The organism is Enterobacter sp. Y17 (assembly GCF_019730495.1).
GTDB lineage: Bacteria > Pseudomonadota > Gammaproteobacteria > Enterobacterales > Enterobacteriaceae > Enterobacter > Enterobacter asburiae_B.
On sequence record NZ_JAASKP010000001.1, the window covers coordinates 1,789,130 to 1,806,301 of the forward strand.

General features: G+C 54.8%; 18 protein-coding genes and 2 tRNA genes. 9 read left to right on the forward strand and 11 right to left on the reverse strand.

The window, feature by feature from the left end; translation table 11 throughout:
* Nucleotides 1–19 precede the first annotated feature (19 nt).
* The 4 genes from csgD to csgG are packed head-to-tail and all read left to right on the forward strand — an operon-like array spanning nucleotide 20 to nucleotide 2,361.
* Nucleotides 20–670, forward strand: coding sequence for a biofilm master transcriptional regulator CsgD (gene csgD, locus HCH49_RS08385; RefSeq protein ID WP_021240790.1), 651 nt, complete (start codon nucleotides 20–22; stop codon nucleotides 668–670).
* A gap of 4 nt (nucleotides 671–674) precedes the next feature.
* Nucleotides 675–1,064, forward strand: coding sequence for a curli production assembly/transport protein CsgE (gene csgE / locus HCH49_RS08390; protein WP_033145182.1), 390 nt, complete (start codon nucleotides 675–677; stop codon nucleotides 1,062–1,064).
* Nucleotides 1,065–1,087: 23 nt separating this feature from the next.
* A complete protein-coding gene (gene csgF, locus HCH49_RS08395) occupies nucleotides 1,088–1,501 on the forward strand; it encodes a curli production assembly/transport protein CsgF (protein ID WP_008500846.1) in 414 nt (137 codons plus the stop codon).
* 26 nt (nucleotides 1,502–1,527) lie between these two features.
* Entirely contained in the window at nucleotides 1,528–2,361 is an 834-nt protein-coding gene (csgG, locus tag HCH49_RS08400; RefSeq protein WP_025755858.1) for a curli production assembly/transport protein CsgG, read from the forward strand.
* A gap of 43 nt (nucleotides 2,362–2,404) precedes the next feature.
* Here the strand turns inward: csgG and HCH49_RS08405 are convergent, their stop codons facing one another.
* From HCH49_RS08405 to ghrA, 4 genes are all read right to left on the reverse strand, one after another.
* Entirely contained in the window at nucleotides 2,405–2,887 is a 483-nt protein-coding gene (locus tag HCH49_RS08405; protein WP_074399111.1) for a DUF1097 domain-containing protein, read from the reverse strand.
* A gap of 96 nt (nucleotides 2,888–2,983) precedes the next feature.
* Nucleotides 2,984–3,538 (reverse strand): molecular chaperone, encoded by a 555-nt coding sequence (locus HCH49_RS08410; RefSeq protein WP_029740002.1) that lies wholly within the window; start codon nucleotides 3,536–3,538, stop codon nucleotides 2,984–2,986.
* 21 nt (nucleotides 3,539–3,559) lie between these two features.
* A complete protein-coding gene (locus tag HCH49_RS08415; protein ID WP_033145179.1) occupies nucleotides 3,560–4,297 on the reverse strand; it encodes a phosphatase in 738 nt (245 codons plus the stop codon).
* An 84-nt stretch (nucleotides 4,298–4,381) separates the two neighbouring features.
* Nucleotides 4,382–5,320 (reverse strand): glyoxylate/hydroxypyruvate reductase GhrA, encoded by a 939-nt coding sequence (gene ghrA / locus HCH49_RS08420; RefSeq protein ID WP_221702515.1) that lies wholly within the window; start codon nucleotides 5,318–5,320, stop codon nucleotides 4,382–4,384.
* 232 nt (nucleotides 5,321–5,552) lie between these two features.
* Between ghrA and HCH49_RS08425 the strand changes: the two genes are divergently transcribed.
* A tRNA-Ser gene (locus HCH49_RS08425) sits at nucleotides 5,553–5,640 on the forward strand.
* A gap of 147 nt (nucleotides 5,641–5,787) precedes the next feature.
* Here the strand turns inward: HCH49_RS08425 and HCH49_RS08430 are convergent.
* On the reverse strand, nucleotides 5,788–6,693 hold the full coding sequence (locus HCH49_RS08430; RefSeq protein ID WP_094934946.1) for a LysR family transcriptional regulator: 906 nt from the start codon (nucleotides 6,691–6,693) through the stop codon (nucleotides 5,788–5,790).
* Between the two features lie 109 nt (nucleotides 6,694–6,802).
* Here HCH49_RS08430 and HCH49_RS08435 point away from each other — a divergent pair, with 109 nt between their 5' ends.
* From HCH49_RS08435 to HCH49_RS08445, 3 genes are all read left to right on the forward strand, one after another.
* Nucleotides 6,803–7,663: a pirin family protein gene (locus HCH49_RS08435; protein WP_221702516.1), complete on the forward strand. Its 861-nt coding sequence runs from the start codon at nucleotides 6,803–6,805 to the stop codon at nucleotides 7,661–7,663.
* A 21-nt stretch (nucleotides 7,664–7,684) separates the two neighbouring features.
* Complete coding sequence (locus HCH49_RS08440) at nucleotides 7,685–8,362, forward strand: isochorismatase family protein (RefSeq protein WP_025755865.1); 678 nt, start codon at nucleotides 7,685–7,687, stop codon at nucleotides 8,360–8,362.
* A gap of 135 nt (nucleotides 8,363–8,497) precedes the next feature.
* Nucleotides 8,498–8,585: transfer RNA gene (locus HCH49_RS08445), tRNA-Ser, on the forward strand.
* A gap of 382 nt (nucleotides 8,586–8,967) precedes the next feature.
* Here HCH49_RS08445 and phoH read toward each other — a convergent pair.
* The 4 genes from phoH to efeU form a co-directional block, all read right to left on the reverse strand.
* Nucleotides 8,968–9,756, reverse strand: a complete 789-nt coding sequence (phoH, locus tag HCH49_RS08450) for a phosphate starvation-inducible protein PhoH (protein ID WP_024908976.1) — start codon at nucleotides 9,754–9,756, stop codon at nucleotides 8,968–8,970.
* Between the two features lie 500 nt (nucleotides 9,757–10,256).
* Nucleotides 10,257–11,540: an iron uptake transporter deferrochelatase/peroxidase subunit gene (efeB, locus tag HCH49_RS08455; protein WP_094934943.1), complete on the reverse strand. Its 1,284-nt coding sequence runs from the start codon at nucleotides 11,538–11,540 to the stop codon at nucleotides 10,257–10,259.
* 5 nt (nucleotides 11,541–11,545) lie between these two features.
* Nucleotides 11,546–12,673, reverse strand: coding sequence for an iron uptake system protein EfeO (efeO, locus tag HCH49_RS08460; RefSeq protein ID WP_045354579.1), 1,128 nt, complete (start codon nucleotides 12,671–12,673; stop codon nucleotides 11,546–11,548).
* Nucleotides 12,674–12,713: 40 nt separating this feature from the next.
* Nucleotides 12,714–13,547 carry an iron uptake transporter permease EfeU gene (gene efeU / locus HCH49_RS08465; protein ID WP_033145172.1) on the reverse strand — a complete coding sequence of 278 codons (834 nt, stop codon included), beginning with the start codon at nucleotides 13,545–13,547 and terminating at the stop codon, nucleotides 12,714–12,716.
* A gap of 251 nt (nucleotides 13,548–13,798) precedes the next feature.
* On the opposite strand from efeU, the gene HCH49_RS08470 reads away from it, so the two are divergent.
* Nucleotides 13,799–14,983 (forward strand): NupC/NupG family nucleoside CNT transporter, encoded by a 1,185-nt coding sequence (locus tag HCH49_RS08470; protein WP_221702517.1) that lies wholly within the window; start codon nucleotides 13,799–13,801, stop codon nucleotides 14,981–14,983.
* 70 nt (nucleotides 14,984–15,053) lie between these two features.
* Here HCH49_RS08470 and HCH49_RS08475 read toward each other — a convergent pair whose 3' ends face one another.
* The gene (locus HCH49_RS08475) at nucleotides 15,054–15,473 is read right to left on the reverse strand and encodes a DUF3574 domain-containing protein (protein WP_028019107.1); all 420 of its coding nucleotides are present in this window, start codon (nucleotides 15,471–15,473) and stop codon (nucleotides 15,054–15,056) included.
* Nucleotides 15,474–15,589: 116 nt separating this feature from the next.
* Nucleotides 15,590–17,098, reverse strand: coding sequence for a sodium/proline symporter PutP (gene putP / locus HCH49_RS08480; protein ID WP_211437840.1), 1,509 nt, complete (start codon nucleotides 17,096–17,098; stop codon nucleotides 15,590–15,592).
* Nucleotides 17,099–17,172: the final 74 nt, after the last annotated feature.

Sequence of the window (17,172 nt, forward strand, 5' to 3'; positions counted from 1 at the left end):
AAAAAAGTGGGGTTTCATCATGTATAATGAAGTCCATAGTTTACATGGTCATACATTACTGTTGATCACAAAACCTTCTTTGCAAGCGACAGCGTTATTACAACATTTAAAGCAATCTTTATCACTGAACGGGAAATTGCATAATATTCAACGTTCTTTTGATGATATTGCACCTGGCAGCATCATTCTTTTCGATATGATGGAAGCTGATAAAAAGCTTATCCATTACTGGCAAGATATTTTAAGCAGGAAAAACAATAATATCCGCGTGCTATTGTTGAATACGCCTGATGAATATCCTTTCAGAGATATTGAAAGCTGGCCGCATATCAATGGCGTGTTCTACGTCACGGAAGAAGAAGACCGGGTGGTAGAGGGGCTGCAAGGTATATTACGCGGAGAGTGTTATTTTTCGCAAAAGCTTGCCAGCTATCTCATCACGCACTCCGGAAATTATCGCTATAACAGTTCAGAGTCCGCGCTGCTCACGCACCGTGAGAAAGAGATCCTGAACAAGTTACGCATTGGTGCTTCAAATATTGAAATCGCCCGTTCGTTATTTATCAGCGAAAATACGGTAAAGACGCACCTTTATAATCTTTTCAAGAAGATAGCTGTTAAAAACCGAACTCAGGCTGTTTCGTGGGCAAACGATAACCTCAGGCGTTAATCACATGAAGCGTACGTTGAGTTGGATCGCCGCAGCGAGTTTCCTGCTCGCTGCCGGGAATCTGAAGGCCGTCGAGGTCGAAGTTCCCGGATTGTTAACAGACCACACTGTCTCATCGGTCGGGCACAGTTTTTACCGCGCCTTCAGTGACAAATGGGACAGTACCTACACCGGAAATATAACAATCAACGAGCGGCCCAGTGCACGATGGGGAAGTTGGATAACAATAACGGCTAATCAGTACGTTATTTATCAAACGTTTTTATTCCCGACCAAAATAGACTTCGATAAAAACGTAGCCTTAGCACTGGCACAATCAGAAGACGCTATTAATCGCCTGCAAATAGATAAAGCCCTATTAAGCACCAGCGATTTAGCAAAAGACGAGTTCTAGCGAACCGATATGCGGAGGCTGTCATGCGTATTGCATATGCAGTTGTTTCGATAATGCTGATAACACCCATAAGCTGGGCCGGAAACATGACGTTTCAGTTCCGTAACCCTAACTTTGGCGGTAACCCTAATAACGGCGCGTTCCTGCTGAACGAAGCCCAGGCGCAAAACTCCTATAAGGATCCCAGCTTAAAGGATTTTAGCGTTGATACCCCGTCCGCGCTGGACAACTTCACTCAAGCTATTCAGTCGCAGATTTTAGGGGGGTTACTGACCAACATTAATACCGGTAAACCCGGCCGCATGGTGACCAACGACTTTATCGTTGATATCGCCAATACTGACGGACAGCTTCAGTTGAACGTGACCGATCGTAAAACCGGAAGAATCTCCACCATTCAGGTTTCCGGTCTACAAAGTAATTCAACTGACTTTTAAACAATAGCTAAATAAGGACAACGATCATGCAGCGCTTCCTGATATTTGTTGCAGTGTGCTTATTGAGCGGTTGTTTAACTGCTCCACCTAAAGAAGCTGCAAAACCGACATTAATGCCTCGGGCCCAGAGTTATCGTGATTTAACGCATTTACCTTCACCGACGGGGAAAATATTTGTCTCCGTATACAACATTCAGGATGAAACCGGGCAATTCAAACCTTACCCGGCAAGTAACTTCTCCACGGCTGTGCCGCAAAGCGCCACCGCCATGCTGGTTACCGCGCTCAAGGATTCGCACTGGTTTATTCCGCTGGAACGTCAGGGGCTCCAGAACCTGTTGAATGAACGCAAAATCATTCGTGCCGCTCAGGAAAATGGCACCGTCGCGGACAATAACCGCATGCCTCTGCAATCTCTGGCGGCAGCGAACGTGATGATCGAAGGATCGATTATTGGCTACGAAAGTAACGTTAAGTCGGGTGGTGCAGGAGCTCGTTACTTCGGTATCGGTGCGGATACCCAGTACCAGCTTGACCAAATCGCCGTGAACCTGCGTGTGGTTAACGTCAGTACAGGCGAAGTGCTCTCTTCGGTGAACACCAGCAAAACCATTCTGTCTTATGAAGTGCAGGCAGGGGTATTCCGCTTCATCGATTACCAGCGTTTGCTGGAAGGTGAAATTGGCTACACCTCTAACGAGCCGGTCATGATGTGCCTGATGTCAGCCATTGAAACCGGCGTGATCTTCTTAATCAACGACGGTATTGACCGCGGGCTGTGGGATCTGCAAAACAAAGCTGACGTGCAGAACCCGATACTGGTGAAATACCGCGATATGTCAGTCCCTCCGGAATCCTGACAGGAAGCGCATAAAAAAGGCGAGATGATTATCTCGCCTTTTTTTATTCGCTCACCGCAGTGATGTTTTGCGCTTTTCCCCGTCGCGACGCCAGCCAAAGACCGCTGTTTTTCATGGCATAGCCAAACAGCAACCCCAGCGCCAGGGAGGGAACCACCAGCTTCCAGTCACCCTGCCCTGCAAAGGTCGCGCACGCCCCCATAAAGGTCCCCGGCACAAATGAAAGCAGCAGATGCTTAGCCTGGATGCACATTAAAAAGGCAACGACACCCGTCATGACGTACCCCAGCATCTCCAGATGCGGCGCCAGCGCGCTGCCCTTCATAATCACCAGCGCCCAGATAACACCGCTCATCAGCGTGCAGCCAGAGATAAAGAGCCCTTTGACGCCCCCCTGCGGACAGGCGAAATAGGCGGTGCAGCCGAGGAACCCGGCCCAGCTGAGCAATCCGAGAGACACGGCTACCCATCCCCAGAGTCCGGAGAGAATACCTGTCGTTAGTGCGATACAAAGTAATATATTCATGGCGCGCATCTTAGCAGATGCGCACTATAGAAATGAGATCAGAAGCACATTACGTGCAAGTTGAAATGTTGAGTTGCAGAATTTATGTGATCTAAATCACTCTTCGTTCTCTTCTTCCAGCTCATCCCACATTGCCGCAATAGCGTCGCGGGTCAGCGGGGCCAGAGTTCTCCAGAACGGCGAGGTGGCATGCGCTTCGACTTTACCCAGGAATGTCCCGACCCACGGCAGCAGGTACGTTTCGAACAAGGTTTCGATGGCTTCATTCTCATCATCACCGGCGTTGTCTTCGATCCAGGACGCCGCCAGCAGCAGCGTACCGATATGATCGGCTGGCGTGTCGCTCAGCGGCATACCGCGCGTGGAGAGGAACGCGCGGACTTCCGCTTCCGTTGCCCCTTCCTGCCAGGCTGAACGGTATGGCGAAACGCGGCACTCATCGCCGACGAACAGCGCATTGTAGTCCGTCGCAATCTGCTGCATGTCGCAGCTTTTTTGCAGACGTTCCAGTAAATCATCCTGTTCCAGCGGCCAGTTCTGCGCCAGTTTGCCTTCACGAATTAACGTAAAGAGCGGAACCAACAGCGGGTCTTGCGGCTGGCGATAATAGAGCGTACCCAGCACGCGGCAGAGGATGGAAAACTCGTTCATTTTTATGATTCCATTACACAATTAAAGATCGGCAAATTCGGCTATCGGTTCCATTCCGCGCGACTCGAGGAAATCGAGCATGCGGCGTGGGGTCACGTTCAGGATTTGCGCTTCCGGGAAGTTAACATCATTCAGCACTTTCAGGCACTCGCTGAAATCGCCCAGCGTAAACGCGGTATGAGAATCTGAGCCCAGCGCCACCATGCCACCTGCGTCACGCACGGCGGCAGCCACTTCGCGGCAGTTGGCTTCACTGCCCTTACGCGAGTGCACAAAGGAGGAGTTGTTAATCTCCAGCGCCACGCGGTGCTTCGCTGCCGCCTGCGCGACAGCCTGAATATCAATCGGATACCTCGGGTTACCGGGGTGGCTGATAATGTGCACATTGCCGCTGGCAATGGTGGCAATCATCGCCGCGGTGTTGGTGTCTTTATCCTGAGGCGGGAAAACCGGCTCATGAAAACCGGCGAGGATAAGGTCAAGAGACGTCAGCATCGGGCCGGTGCAGTCGATCTCACCGTCGGTATTCTTGATGTTCGCTTCAATACCGCGCAGTATCCCAATGCCGTCCACCAGGCGTGGCCAGATCCGCATATTCACAAAATGCCAGTAGTGCGGCGCATCCGCCATGTCCGGGCCATGATCGGTGATCGCGAACAGCTTGATGCCTTTAAGCTTCGCCTGGGCGATATAATCATGGAGGTTGCTATACGCGTGGGTGCTGGCGACGGTGTGCATATGCAGGTCAACGGGATACATCTCTCTCTCCTCTGCGGTTTTTCCAAAGGATAGCAGTTATCAGCGGTGAATATTAGCAAAAACCCGGCGAACGCCGGGTTTCTCTCAGTAGCCGCGCTGTCTGTCGACCTGTCCGGTGACCGCGTTACCCTTTTCCATTTCGCTGATGGTATGGGATATATACGCCACCGCTTCTGCCGGACGCGTCACGGCAGCCACGTGCGGGGTCATCGCCACGCGCGGGTGCGCCCACAGCGGGCTTTCCGCGGGCAGCGGCTCACGGCTATAGACATCCAGCATGGCGCCTTTTAGCTTTCCGCTGTCCAGCGCCTTCAGCAGATCGCCTTCCACGACATGTACCCCGCGCGCCAGGTTCATCAGGTAGCTCTGGTCGACGAGCTGATTGAGCAGAGCTTCATTGATGATCCCTACCGTTTCCGCCGTGTTTGGCAGCAGGTTAATAAGCACGCGTGTCCCTTTCAGGAATGCAGGAAGCTCATCCGTTCCGGCAAAACTCTCAACGCCCGGATAATCCTTGCGGCTGCGGCTCCAGCAGCGCAACGGGAATCCCCACGGGGCAAGCGCTTCGGCCACTTTTGAGCCCAGCACGCCCGCACCGAGTATGCCGATCGTAAAGTCTTCGCGATGGTACTCCGGCAGCGGCTCCCAGTGGGCTCGCTGTTTAAAGGCCTGATAATCATCAAAGCGGCGGAACCAGTGCAGCACCTGGCTCACGGCATATTCCTGCATTTGCTGGCCCATTCCGGTATCTTCCAGGCGGAAAAGGGGGACATCTTCCGACAACATTTCAGGGTGTGCCTTCAGTTTGCTCAGAATGGAATCCACGCCGGCTCCCAGGGCAAAAACGGCCTTCAGCTTGCGGCCCTGGAGCATTTCTACCGGAGGATGCCAGACCAGCGCATAGTCAGCATGTTCATTATCGCCACGCTTCCACTCGCGAACGCGGGCGCCGGGTAACGCCGCCGAAAGCGCCTTGATCCAGTATGCCGTATCAAACGTTGGGTGATAGAAAAGTATATCCATTGTCATTCCTGCCTTTTATTGCGCTGATTTATTTTGCTTTTTCACTGGACGGTCAGCATATCAAATTTATAGCGCAACTGTGTTGATGATAAAAAAGACGCTTTCAGCACATTTAAGAATCATGTTGCCTGAAGTTTGTCTAAACGCGCTAAATTACTGAAAAAGTGAGTTGACGGCAGTTCGGCTTTTCCTTACATTAGCGCCCGTCCCGGCAACAACGGGATGACAATATGGTGAGGTGTCCGAGTGGCTGAAGGAGCACGCCTGGAAAGTGTGTATACGGCAACGTATCGGGGGTTCGAATCCCCCCCTCACCGCCATATTTAAGATGAGAGCTCGTACGAAAGTACGGGCTTTTTTCTTTTATATTCTCCGTAAAGGGGGGGATGAGAACCCCCGGTGCTATATGCAGCTCGGTGCGGCCTGAGCCCCTCACCCTGCCCCTCTCCCCAGGGGAGAGGGAAGTGTTACTCTTCCACCATCCGCGCATACTCTTCGGTCAGAAAATCCACCAGCGTCCTGACGGACGGCAGCAGGCCGCGCCGCGAAGGATAAACAGCATGAATCACTTCCCGTCTGGGTTCCCATGCGTCGAGCACCCGTACCAGTTCCCCCGTCGCCAGCTGGTCCTTAACCATCAAAATCGGCAGCTGCACCACGCCGATGCCTGCCATGGCAGCTTCACGTAGCGCCAGCATGTCGGTGGTGATCAATCGAGGATGGTAATGGATCTCCGCTTTGGCACCTCCGGGACCGGACAGCTCCCATTTATGAATATGTTTCCCCTCGTTCATGCTTAACCCGGGCCAGGCACTGAGTTCAGACGGCACGACGGGTTCTCCCATGCGTTGAATCAACGCCGGACCCGCGACCAGACAATGTCCCCTGTCAGCCAGCACCCTTAATACCAGATCGCTGTCATCAAAGGGACGCGGGCGTACGCGGATCGCGATATCAACCCCCTCTCCCACCAGGTCTACCCGCCGGTTGGTCGCCTCAAGCTGAAGATTAATCCCGGGGTAGCGCGCCATAAATCTGGCCAGCATCGGACCCACGTGGACATGCAACAGAGTTATCGGGCACGTAATTCTGACAACACCGCGCGGTTCAGCCTGCAGTGCCGCCACGGCTTCCTCCGCGGCCTCGGCCTCCACCATCATCGCTTTACAGTGCTGGTAGAAGGTCTGCCCGACCTCGGTCACCGTAAACTGTCGGGTTGTTCGGTGGATAAGCCGCACGCCAAGGCGTTCCTCGAGCTGCGCTATCCGGCGGCTTAGCCTGGACTTTGGCAGATCAAGCGCCCTTCCCGCCGCCGCAAAGCCGCCGTAGTCCACCACCTTCACAAACCAGACGAAGTCATTGAGATCCTGCATAAATCCTCATCGTTTCATTTTCAGAACAGTGAATGCCAATTTCACTATCTACCGGAGTATTAACTCTGAATATAAGCTAATTACATCAACAGAACATCAGGAGTTAATCATGAAAAACGTAACAGGCGTTTATACCGCTCCCCGCCAGCACTGGGTTGGCGATGGTTTCCCGGTACGTTCGATGTTTTCTTACCAAACCCACGGCGAGCCGCTGAGCCCGTTCCTGCTGCTGGACTACGCGGGCCCGTACACCTTTCCGGCAGATGGGGCGAAACGCGGCGTAGGCCAACACCCTCACCGGGGTTTTGAAACGGTCACCATCGTCTATTCCGGTGAAGTAGAGCATCGCGACTCCACGGGCAAAGGCGGCGTCATTGGCCCCGGCGACGTGCAGTGGATGACGGCAGGTGCAGGCATTTTGCACGAGGAGTTCCACTCCAGCGCGTTCTCGCAGAAAGGCGGAGAACTGAAAATGATGCAGCTTTGGGTCAACCTGCCGGCCAAAGACAAGATGGCGGCACCCGGCTACCAGAGCATTACCAAGGATGCGATCCCGGTCGTGACGCTACCGGATATCAGCGGTTCGCTGCGGGTTATTGCCGGTCGCTACGAGGCTGTAACCGGCCCGGCGCACACCTTCTCACCGCTCAACGTCTGGGACATCGCGCTGAACCTGGGAAGCCATCTGACGCTCAATCAGCCCGAAGGCTGGAGCACCGCGCTGGTCGTGCTTGAAGGCAACATCACGGTGAACGGTACAACGCAGGCGGGTGAAGCCCAGCTGGTCGTTTTGAGTCAGGAAGGCGACAAACTGCACCTGGAGGCGAACAGCGATGCCAAAGTGCTGCTGATGGCCGGCGAGCCGCTGAATGAACCCATCGTGGGCTATGGCCCGTTTGTGATGAACAGTAAAAGCGAAATCAACGAAGCCATTCGTGATTTTAACTCCGGCCGCTTCGGCCAGATCTGAAATTAATAAAAGGAGAAGATAATGTCTACACCTGCGAATTTTAATGGCGCACGTCCGGTTATTGATGTGAACGATGCGGTGATGTTGCTTATCGATCACCAGAGCGGTCTGTTCCAGACCGTTGGGGATATGCCAATGCCGGAACTGCGCGCCCGTGCGGCTGCGCTGGCAAAAATCGCGACTCTGGCGAAGATCCCGGTGATCACCACCGCGTCCGTCCCGCAGGGACCGAACGGACCGCTTATCCCGGAGATCCACGCCAACGCGCCGCATGCGCAATATGTTGCCCGTAAAGGTGAAATCAACGCCTGGGATAACCCGGAGTTTGTTGCGGCGGTGAAAGCGACCGGGCGCAAGACGCTGATTATCGCGGGCACTATCACCAGCGTCTGCATGGCCTTCCCGTCAATCAGCGCGGTAGCGGACGGCTATAAGGTGTTTGCGGTGATTGATGCCTCCGGCACCTACAGCAAAATGGCGCAGGAGATCACCCTGGCGCGCGTGGTGCAGGCCGGTGTGGTTCCGATGGATACGGCGGCGGTGGCCTCTGAGATCCAGAGAACCTGGAACCGTGAGGACGCAGCCGAGTGGGCTGAGGTATATACCCACATCTTCCCGGCTTACCAGCTGCTGATCGAAAGCTACGGCAAAGCACAGGAAGTAGTTAAAAACAGCGAAGTGCTCGATTCACAGCGTTAATAACCCGTGCTGCGACAAGAGCTGATTAAGGCTTAACCGAACGAGCACGAATACAGAAAATCTGCTTGACCGTGTTAGCGCAACTCCCTATAGTAGCGCCCCGTTGCCCCCAAGCGGTCAGGCAGCAAAAAATATGGTGAGGTGTCCGAGTGGCTGAAGGAGCACGCCTGGAAAGTGTGTATACGGCAACGTATCGGGGGTTCGAATCCCCCCCTCACCGCCATATTTAAAGAAGAGCTCGCATGAAAATGCGGGCTTTTTTTTCGCATGTTGCACGCCTGCGGGGGGATGAGAATCCCCCGACCGGGGTTCGACAACTGGTGACAGCCAGTTGGACAGACTGAGAGCGTAGCGAACAGTCTGCCCGCAGGGCGAGCGAAGCGAGTCAATCCCCCCCTCACCGCCATATTTAAAGAAGAGCTCGCATGAAAATGCGGGCTTTTTTTTCGCATGTTGCACACCTCTGGTGGGATGAGAATCCCCCGGTGCTATATGCAGCCCGGTGCGGCCTGAGCCCCTCACCCTGCCCCTCTCCCCAGGGGAGAGTGGATAAAAAGCACAAAAAACAAAGCCCGGTTTCCCGGGCCTTGAACACAACAGCAAACTCAATAATACGCTTGAAGCGTGCGCTGACAGAGCGCGGAACGCACGCAGTCCTCTTTGGTGAAGCGTACCACCCCAATCATCTCATCTTCCTCAAAACGTGACATGGCGTCGCTCAGCCCGGATTTCACGCCGGATGGCAGGTCACACTGGGTAATATCGCCGTTAACGATAACCGTCACGTTCTCCCCGAGGCGCGTTAAAAACATCTTCATTTGCGCAGCGGTCACGTTCTGAGCCTCGTCAAGAATGACGACCGCATTTTCAAATGTACGTCCGCGCATATAGGCGAACGGCGCGATTTCCACCTTGCCAATCTCTGGTCGCAGGCAGTACTGCATAAAGGATGCACCCAGTCGCTTCACCAGCACGTCATAGACGGGCCTGAAGTACGGAGCAAACTTCTCCGAAATATCTCCGGGGAGGAAGCCGAGATCTTCATCAGCCTGCAGTACAGGACGGGTAACAATAATGCGCTCCACATCCTTATGAATCAGCGCTTCCGCCGCTTTGGCTGCACTGATCCAGGTTTTCCCGCATCCGGCTTCACCGGTTGCAAAGATGAGCTGTTTACTCTCGATAGCATTCAGGTAGTGCGCCTGAGCCTCATTGCGCGCCACAATTGGAGAATTATCACGGCTGTCTCGGGCCATGCCAATTGCTTCTACGCCACTCATCTGCACAAGCGAGGTGACCGATTCTTCTTCACGCTGTTTATGGCTACGTGAATCCCGTCTCAGCACACGTTTTGCTTCGCGACGAGCTTTGATCACTGCTTTTTGTCTTCCCATGGATAGCACCTTGAGTTGTTGGTATTCATCACACGCGCCAGCTTCGGCACGATTATGCGCACGAACATCAGAGGGTTGGCTTCCTTGTAAGCCATTGCTTGCTTTATCGGATAACGATACGGAACAGCTACGCGCACCGTTCTGCACGTCGGTCGAATCAGATTCTTGAGGAAGGGGGGAGAATTTAGTGGTGAGGAAATCGCTGCCGGAGTCTGAGCCTCCGCGCCGGGTGCTGCGGTTGTTATGTTTACCTTGTCCAGTACAGGACGCAACCATTCGCGATCTCCATAGTGATTCAGCATCACTGCCGGGAACTACCGCTGTCTTATCTTAAGTACATCAGGAGTTATCATAAATGCAACATTTATTTTACCTGAATGCAACTTTTAAGACTGTCCCTACAGGTGAAATCAGTCTCATATAGAAATATTACAGAAATATAACAGGAGGATAGTCATATGAAAAAATAATGTCCCCGCGAACGGTTGCGGGGACAATTATCAGGCTTCAATAAGACCTTGAGCGAGGTATGCGTTCCGATCGCGCACGCCCGGCAGGGCAAAGAAATAGCCGCCGCCGATAGGCTTAATGTACTCTTCCAGCGCTTCGCCGTTGAGCCGCTTCTGCACGGTCAGGAAGCCTTTTTCCAGATCGTGCTGATAGCAGACGAACAGCAGGCCCATATCAAGCTGGCCGGCGTTGGTCACGCCGAGCGAATAGCTGTAGCCACGACGCATCATCAGGCTGGACTGCGTCTCTTTGGTGCGCGGATTGGCCAGACGAATGTGGCTGTCCAGCGCGATGGTATCCCCATTGGGATCGCTGGCGTAGTCGGGCACGTCATGCTCGTTCTTCATGCCGAGCGGCGCGCCGCTTTGCTTATCGCGACCAAAGATCGTCTGCTGTTCTTTCAGCGGCGTGCGATCCCAGAACTCCACGTGGAACTGGATAATCCGCACCGCCTGATAGCTGCCGCCCACCGCCCACGCCGGTTCGCCCTGATCGGCAGTGACCCACACCACCTCCTTCATGAGCGCACCATCGTGGCTGTCAGGGTTGGCCGTACCGTCCTTAAAGCCCAGCAGGTTCACCGGCGTCTCTTTCCCTTTACTGCGGGCGGCGTGGTCCGAGATAAACCCTTCCCGCTTCCAGCGCACGCTCAGCAGATCCGGCGTGTGCTTGATGATATCGCGCAGGGCGTGGATCACCGTGTCCTGGGTATTGGCACAAATTTGCAGGAGCAGGTCGCCATGACACAGCGCCGCGTCCAGGGAGTCGTTCGGGAAACGCGTCATTTTCTGCAGCGCTTTCGGCTTCTGTTTTGCCAGCCCATAGCGCGCGTCAAACAGCGACTCACCGAGCGAAACGGTAATGGTCAGGTTATCCGGGGCGATAAACGACCCCAGAATGCCGGAGTCCATTGGCGGCAGACGCGGGTTCGGCGTATCGGGTGCCGGTCCGCCGGCGGTGAGAAACGCGATGCGCGTCGTCAGCAGGCGGAACAGGCGCTCCAGATCGGCTTTATCGCTGGCCAGCGAATCAAAGGCCACCAGCATCATGGACGCCTGCTGCGGCGTCAGGATGCCCGACTGATGCTCGCCATAAAATGGCTGCGTCTCCATGCGGGCATTGGGTGACAGCGTGCCGGGCGCGCTCTGCGGTTTCGCCGCATGCGCTACCGGACAGCCACCGGCCAGAGCAAGAGCGCCCCCCAGCGCCCCTACTCCTTTTAACAATCGACGACGTGAAGGCTCAACCACATCGTTATCGCTATGCTTATTCATCGTGCTTAGTCCAGACCCAGTACGCCGCGCAGCAGAGAGAGATCTTCCGCCAGGGCGGTAATCGGGCCTTTCAGCGCGTTACGGTCGGCATCGGTCAGCTTGTCGTAGGTTTCAAACCCGTCTTTGGTACGATACTTCGCCAGAATGGTGTCGACTTTTTTGAAGTTGGCATCCACTTTGGCCAGCAGTTCGCCGTTCTCTTTCTGCAGCTGAGGACGCAGCAGGTTAACAATTTTCTGCGCGCCGTCGACGTTGGCCTGGAAGTCCCACAGATCGGTATGGCTGTAGCGATCTTCTTCGCCGCTGATTTTGCTCGCGGCCACTTCTTCAATCAGACCAGCCGCGCCGCCCACCACTTTTGACGGCGGGAAGGCCAGCTCGCTGATGCGCTTTTGCAGCTCCAGCACGTCGCCGTTCAGCTGCTCGGCGTATTTCTCCATCCCTTTGGTAGAGTTGTCGCCAAACAGGGCTTTCTCCAGACGGTGGAAACCGGTGAATTTCGGATCGGCGGCTTTCTGCTCGTAATCATCTTCGCGGGCATCAATGCTGCCATCAAGGTCAGAGAACAGTTCGGCAATCGGCTCGATGCGCTCGTAGTGCTGACGGGTTGGCGCATACAGGGATTTCGCTTTTTCGATGTCACCGGCCTTCACCGCATCGGTAAAGGCTTTGGTTGCCGCCGCCAGGTCCGCCGTCTCTTTCGTGACGTAGGCTTTATAGGCCGTAATCGCGTCGCCCAGGCTCAGCACCGCAGCACCTTTCGCCGCATCGGCCGTCGCTTCACCTTTGACGATCAGCTTCCCTTTAGGGTTGGTCAGCAGGCCGCAGGTCATCTCATACTCGCCCGGCTGCAGGTTGGCGGTCATCTTCTGGCTGAAGCCAGGGGCGATGTTTTCACGCTCCTCCACCACCAGAACCCCTTTCAGGATCTCCCACTCCAGCGCTTTCTGGCTGTGGTTCTGAATAATAAACTGGGTTTTGCCGCTGTTCACCGTGAGGGTCATCGGCTCACACTGCTTATCATTAACGGTGACTTTAACCTGAGGAACATCCGCGCCCCAGGCGGAGAATGCAGAAGCGAACAGCGCGGCAATGCCTGCGCATAACGCACTACGACGGAACTGAATTGCCATGACTCTTCCCTTTAAAAGTATGTTGTAACTAAAACAAAAATTATGGCGTAACGCGCGACGCCTGCGTGCCGGTACGCGGCGGCATTGCGAACAGCACCAGCGCCGGAACCAGATAAATAAAGTACATCGCCACTTCGCTGACGCTCGGCGTTTCCTGATAGCCGAAGATACCTTCGAGTAGGGTGCCGGTCAGAGAGTGCGTGGAGAGCACGTTGCTGAGGTCGAACGCCACGTCCTGGAAATGGTTCCACAGGCCCGCCTCGTGGAAGGCGCGTATCGCCCCCGCCGCCAGCCCTGCCGCCACCAGCAGAATAAACAGGCTGGTCCACTTGAAGAAGGCGCCCAGATTGAGACGAATGCCGCCCCAGTAGAGCAGAAAGCCCAGCACAACGGCGGTTGCCAGCCCGAGCATCGCGCCAACCGGCGGCCAGATACCGACATCCTGCTGAAACGCCGCCAGCAGGAAGAAAACGGACTCCAGGCCTTCACGCGCGACGGCAAAAAAGACCATCATGATCAGCGCCCAGCCGTGGTTATTGCCCTTTTGCAGCGCATTATCCACCGCCTGCTCCAGCTGCACCTTCACATTACGGGAGACTTTACGCATCCAGAACACCATCCACGTGAGGATCACCACCGCAATCACGGCGACGATCCCTTCGAACAGCTCCTGCTCTTTCTGCGGGAACTCCCCGGTGGTTTCGTTGATGAGGATACCGAGGCCCAGACAAAGTGCCGCGGCAAGGAATACCCCGACCCACATGACGCCAATCCAGCGTCCGCGCTGGGTACGCTTCAGATAGCTGGCGATGAGGCTCACGATAAGGGCAGCTTCGAGCCCTTCACGTAACATAATGAGAAATGGAACAAACATACCGACACCTTAAATGTTTATCGCGGTCAACTGATGCAAAGAAAGGTAAATTCTTGTGATAGTGATTATCATTACGGCGAAAAGAAACACAAGCGAAATGTGTGGTGTTTTGATGACGAGTTGTAAACGCCGAGCCTGGTAATAGTTACATACGTTACGTTCAGGTTTATAAGTTATAACGAAAATGCCCATTTACGCTGGTTCGGGGCTGTGGCTAAATATCCGCCTCAAACACCTGGTGAAAATTAATTATGTTTAAAATTGTCCATTTCCTGCTGGCGCTGGTCATTATTCTCGCGCTTGCCTGGCTGGTAAGTTTCGACCGCCGAAAAATTCGCATTCGTTATGTTTTACAGCTGATTGTTATTGAAATTGCGCTGGCGTTCTTTTTCCTGCACGCCGAAAGCGGGTTATTCCTGATTAAATATGTTTCCGGCTTCTTTGAGTCACTGCTTAAATTTGCTTCGGAAGGGACCAATTTCGTCTTTGGCGGAATGGGGGAAAAAGGGCTGGCGTTCATTTTCCTCAGCGTGCTTTGCCCAATTATTTTTATTTCCGCGCTGATTGGTATTCTTCAGCACTGGCGGATCCTGCCGATTTTTATTCGGGTCATCGGCACGCTGCTGTCAAAACTGAACGGTATGGGCAAGCTGGAATCCTTTAACGCGGTGAGCTCGCTGATCCTCGGCCAGTCGGAAAACTTCATTGCCTACAAAGGCGTGCTGGGCGATCTCTCCTCTCGTCGTCTGTTCACCATGGCGGCCACGGCCATGTCGACGGTCTCCCTGTCGATTGTCGGCGCCTATATGACCATGCTCGACGCCAAATTTGTCGTCGCGGCGCTGATTCTGAACATGTTCAGCACCTTTATTATTCTCTCCGTCATCAACCCGGCGCGCCCGGAAGCGGAGCCGGATATCAAGCTGGAAAAACTGCATGAATCGCAGAGCTTCTTCGAAATGCTCGGCGAGTATATTCTGGCCGGTTTTAAGGTGGCGATGATTATTCTGGCCATGCTGATTGGCTTTATCGCCCTTATTAGCGCCATTAACGCCCTCTTCTCCAGCGTATTTGGCATGAGCTTCCAGCAGATCCTGGGCTATGTATTTTATCCCCTGGCGTGGCTGGTGGGTATTCCGCTGAGTGATGCCTTAAACGCGGGCAGTATTATGGCGACCAAGCTGGTGGCGAATGAATTTGTGGCGATGATTGAGCTGCAAAAAATCGCGCATCAGATGTCCCCGCGCGGGCTGGGCATTTTATCCGTCTTCCTGGTGTCCTTCGCGAACTTCGCGTCCATCGGCATTGTGGCCGGGGCGATTAAGGGCCTTAACGAGCAGCAGGGGAATGTGGTGTCGCGGTTTGGTCTGCGTCTGGTGTACGGCGCGACGCTGGTGAGCCTGCTGTCGGCGAGCTTTGCGGGGTTGGTGCTCTGATGCAATACCGGGTGGCGCTTCGCTTACCCGGCCTACAAAACAACAACGGCGGGATTTCCCGCCGTTTTTATTAGAACTGCACGCACACCGGCTGGTCGACGCGCATCACCGACTCCTGCGCGAAGCGTGATTTATAAATCCCGCGTAACGCTTCGATGTTCTTCTCGCTCTGCGCATCCTTACCGTGGATCAGCATCAGCGCTTTGCTGGGTTCACGCGCCACTTTCCCGTCGTTCCCCAGCCACTGCCCGCGCGCGTCAAACACCGTTAAGCCATCGCGGAAACGCGGCGTCACGTCCTGGTCAACAAACTGCTGCCACTCGTTGCTGGTGATTTGCGCCCCGGCAGGACGATTTAAGCCGAAATAGAGCGTGGTTTGCTGCATCTGGTTATCCGCCTTGCAGGTCTCTACAGCCGCGTGTTGCGATGGCGCCGTGCAGCCAGCGAGCATCAATAGTGCCGCTGCCATTACCCCTGTTTTGATTGTCATGCTTCGCTATCCTCATTGTTATAAGCACATGGATATCACAGGAAATTGCGGATTTTGGCAAGAAAAAAGCCGGGTGCGCTTGCGCTCACCCGGCCTGCATTGTGCTGCGAGAAAAATTATTCTGCCTGGAGCTTAGACGGCGGCGCAGTGTGGTAATGCGCGTCGGCTTCAGCAAAGCGTTTCTGCATGGAGGCAGACGGGGCTTTACCCAGCAGGCTGAACACCACGATGCCGATGCTGCCGAAGATGAAGCCCGGAATGATTTCGTACAGGCCCAGCCACGCGAACTGTTTCCAGACGATAACGGTCAGCGCACCGATGATCATCCCCGCCAGCGCGCCGTTACGGGTCATACGTGACCACATGACGGAGAACAGCACGACCGGACCAAACGCCGCACCGAAGCCCGCCCACGCGTAGCTCACGAGGCCCAGCACGCGGTTTTCCGGGTTGGCCGCCAGCGCGATGGCAATCAGCGCCACCAGCAGCACCATAAAGCGCCCTACCCACACCAGCTCTTTCTGGCTCGCATTTTTACGCAGGAAGGCTTTGTATAGGTCTTCGGTGATCGCACTGGAGCAAACCAGCAGCTGACAGCTCAGGGTGGACATCACCGCCGCCAGGATTGCGGAGAGCAGAATACCGGCAATCCACGGGTTAAACAGAATTTGCGCCAGCTCGATGAACACGCGCTCGGCGTTCTGGTTCACCGCGCCCGCCTGCGCCGGGTTGTTGTTGAAGTACGCGATGCCGAAGAAGCCGACCGCACACGCCCCTGCCAGACACAGGATCATCCACGTCATGCTGATGCGACGGGCATGAACGATGGTGTGGTGGGAATCCGCCGCCATAAAGCGCGCCAGGATATGCGGCTGACCGAAGTAGCCCAGACCCCAGCCCATCAGCGAGACGATGGCCACGAAGTTCAGCCCTTTCAGCATGTCGACGTTTTCGATGCTCTTCTGCTTGATCACTTCCAGCGATTCGCCAAAGCCGCCAACGGTGAAAATCACAATCACCGGAGTCAGGATCAGGGCGAAGATCATCAGGCTCGCCTGCACGGTGTCGGTCCAGCTTACCGCCAGGAATCCGCCCACGAAGGTATAGAGGATGGTCGCCGCCGCACCGGCCCACAGGGCGGTTTCGTAGCTCATGCCGAAGGTGCTTTCGAACAGACGCGCGCCGGCCACGATGCCGGAGGCACAGTAGATGGTGAAGAACAGCAGGATAACCACCGCAGAGATAATGCGCAGGATGCGGCTGTTATCTTCAAAACGTCCGGTGAAGTAATCCGGCAGCGTCAGGGCGTTGTTGTTGGCCTCGGTATGCACGCGCAGACGGCCTGCCACCAGCTTCCAGTTGATCCACGCGCCGAGGGTCAGGCCGATGGCGATCCAGCTTTCCGAGATGCCGGAGATAAAAATCGCGCCGGGCAGCCCCATCAGCAGCCAGCCGCTCATGTCGGAGGCGCCCGCAGAGAGTGCGGTCACCATCGGGCCTAAACTGCGTCCGCCCAGAATGTAGTCGTCAAAGTTCTTTGTAGAACGCCACGCCAAAAACCCTATCAGGATCATGCCAAAAATATAAACGAGAAATGTCACCAGCATCGGTGTGCTAATAGCCATTCAAATTCTCCAAAATGTCGAGCGACAACCATCCGGGCTGCCTTGTTATATGATCACCGGAACGAGGTGAATGT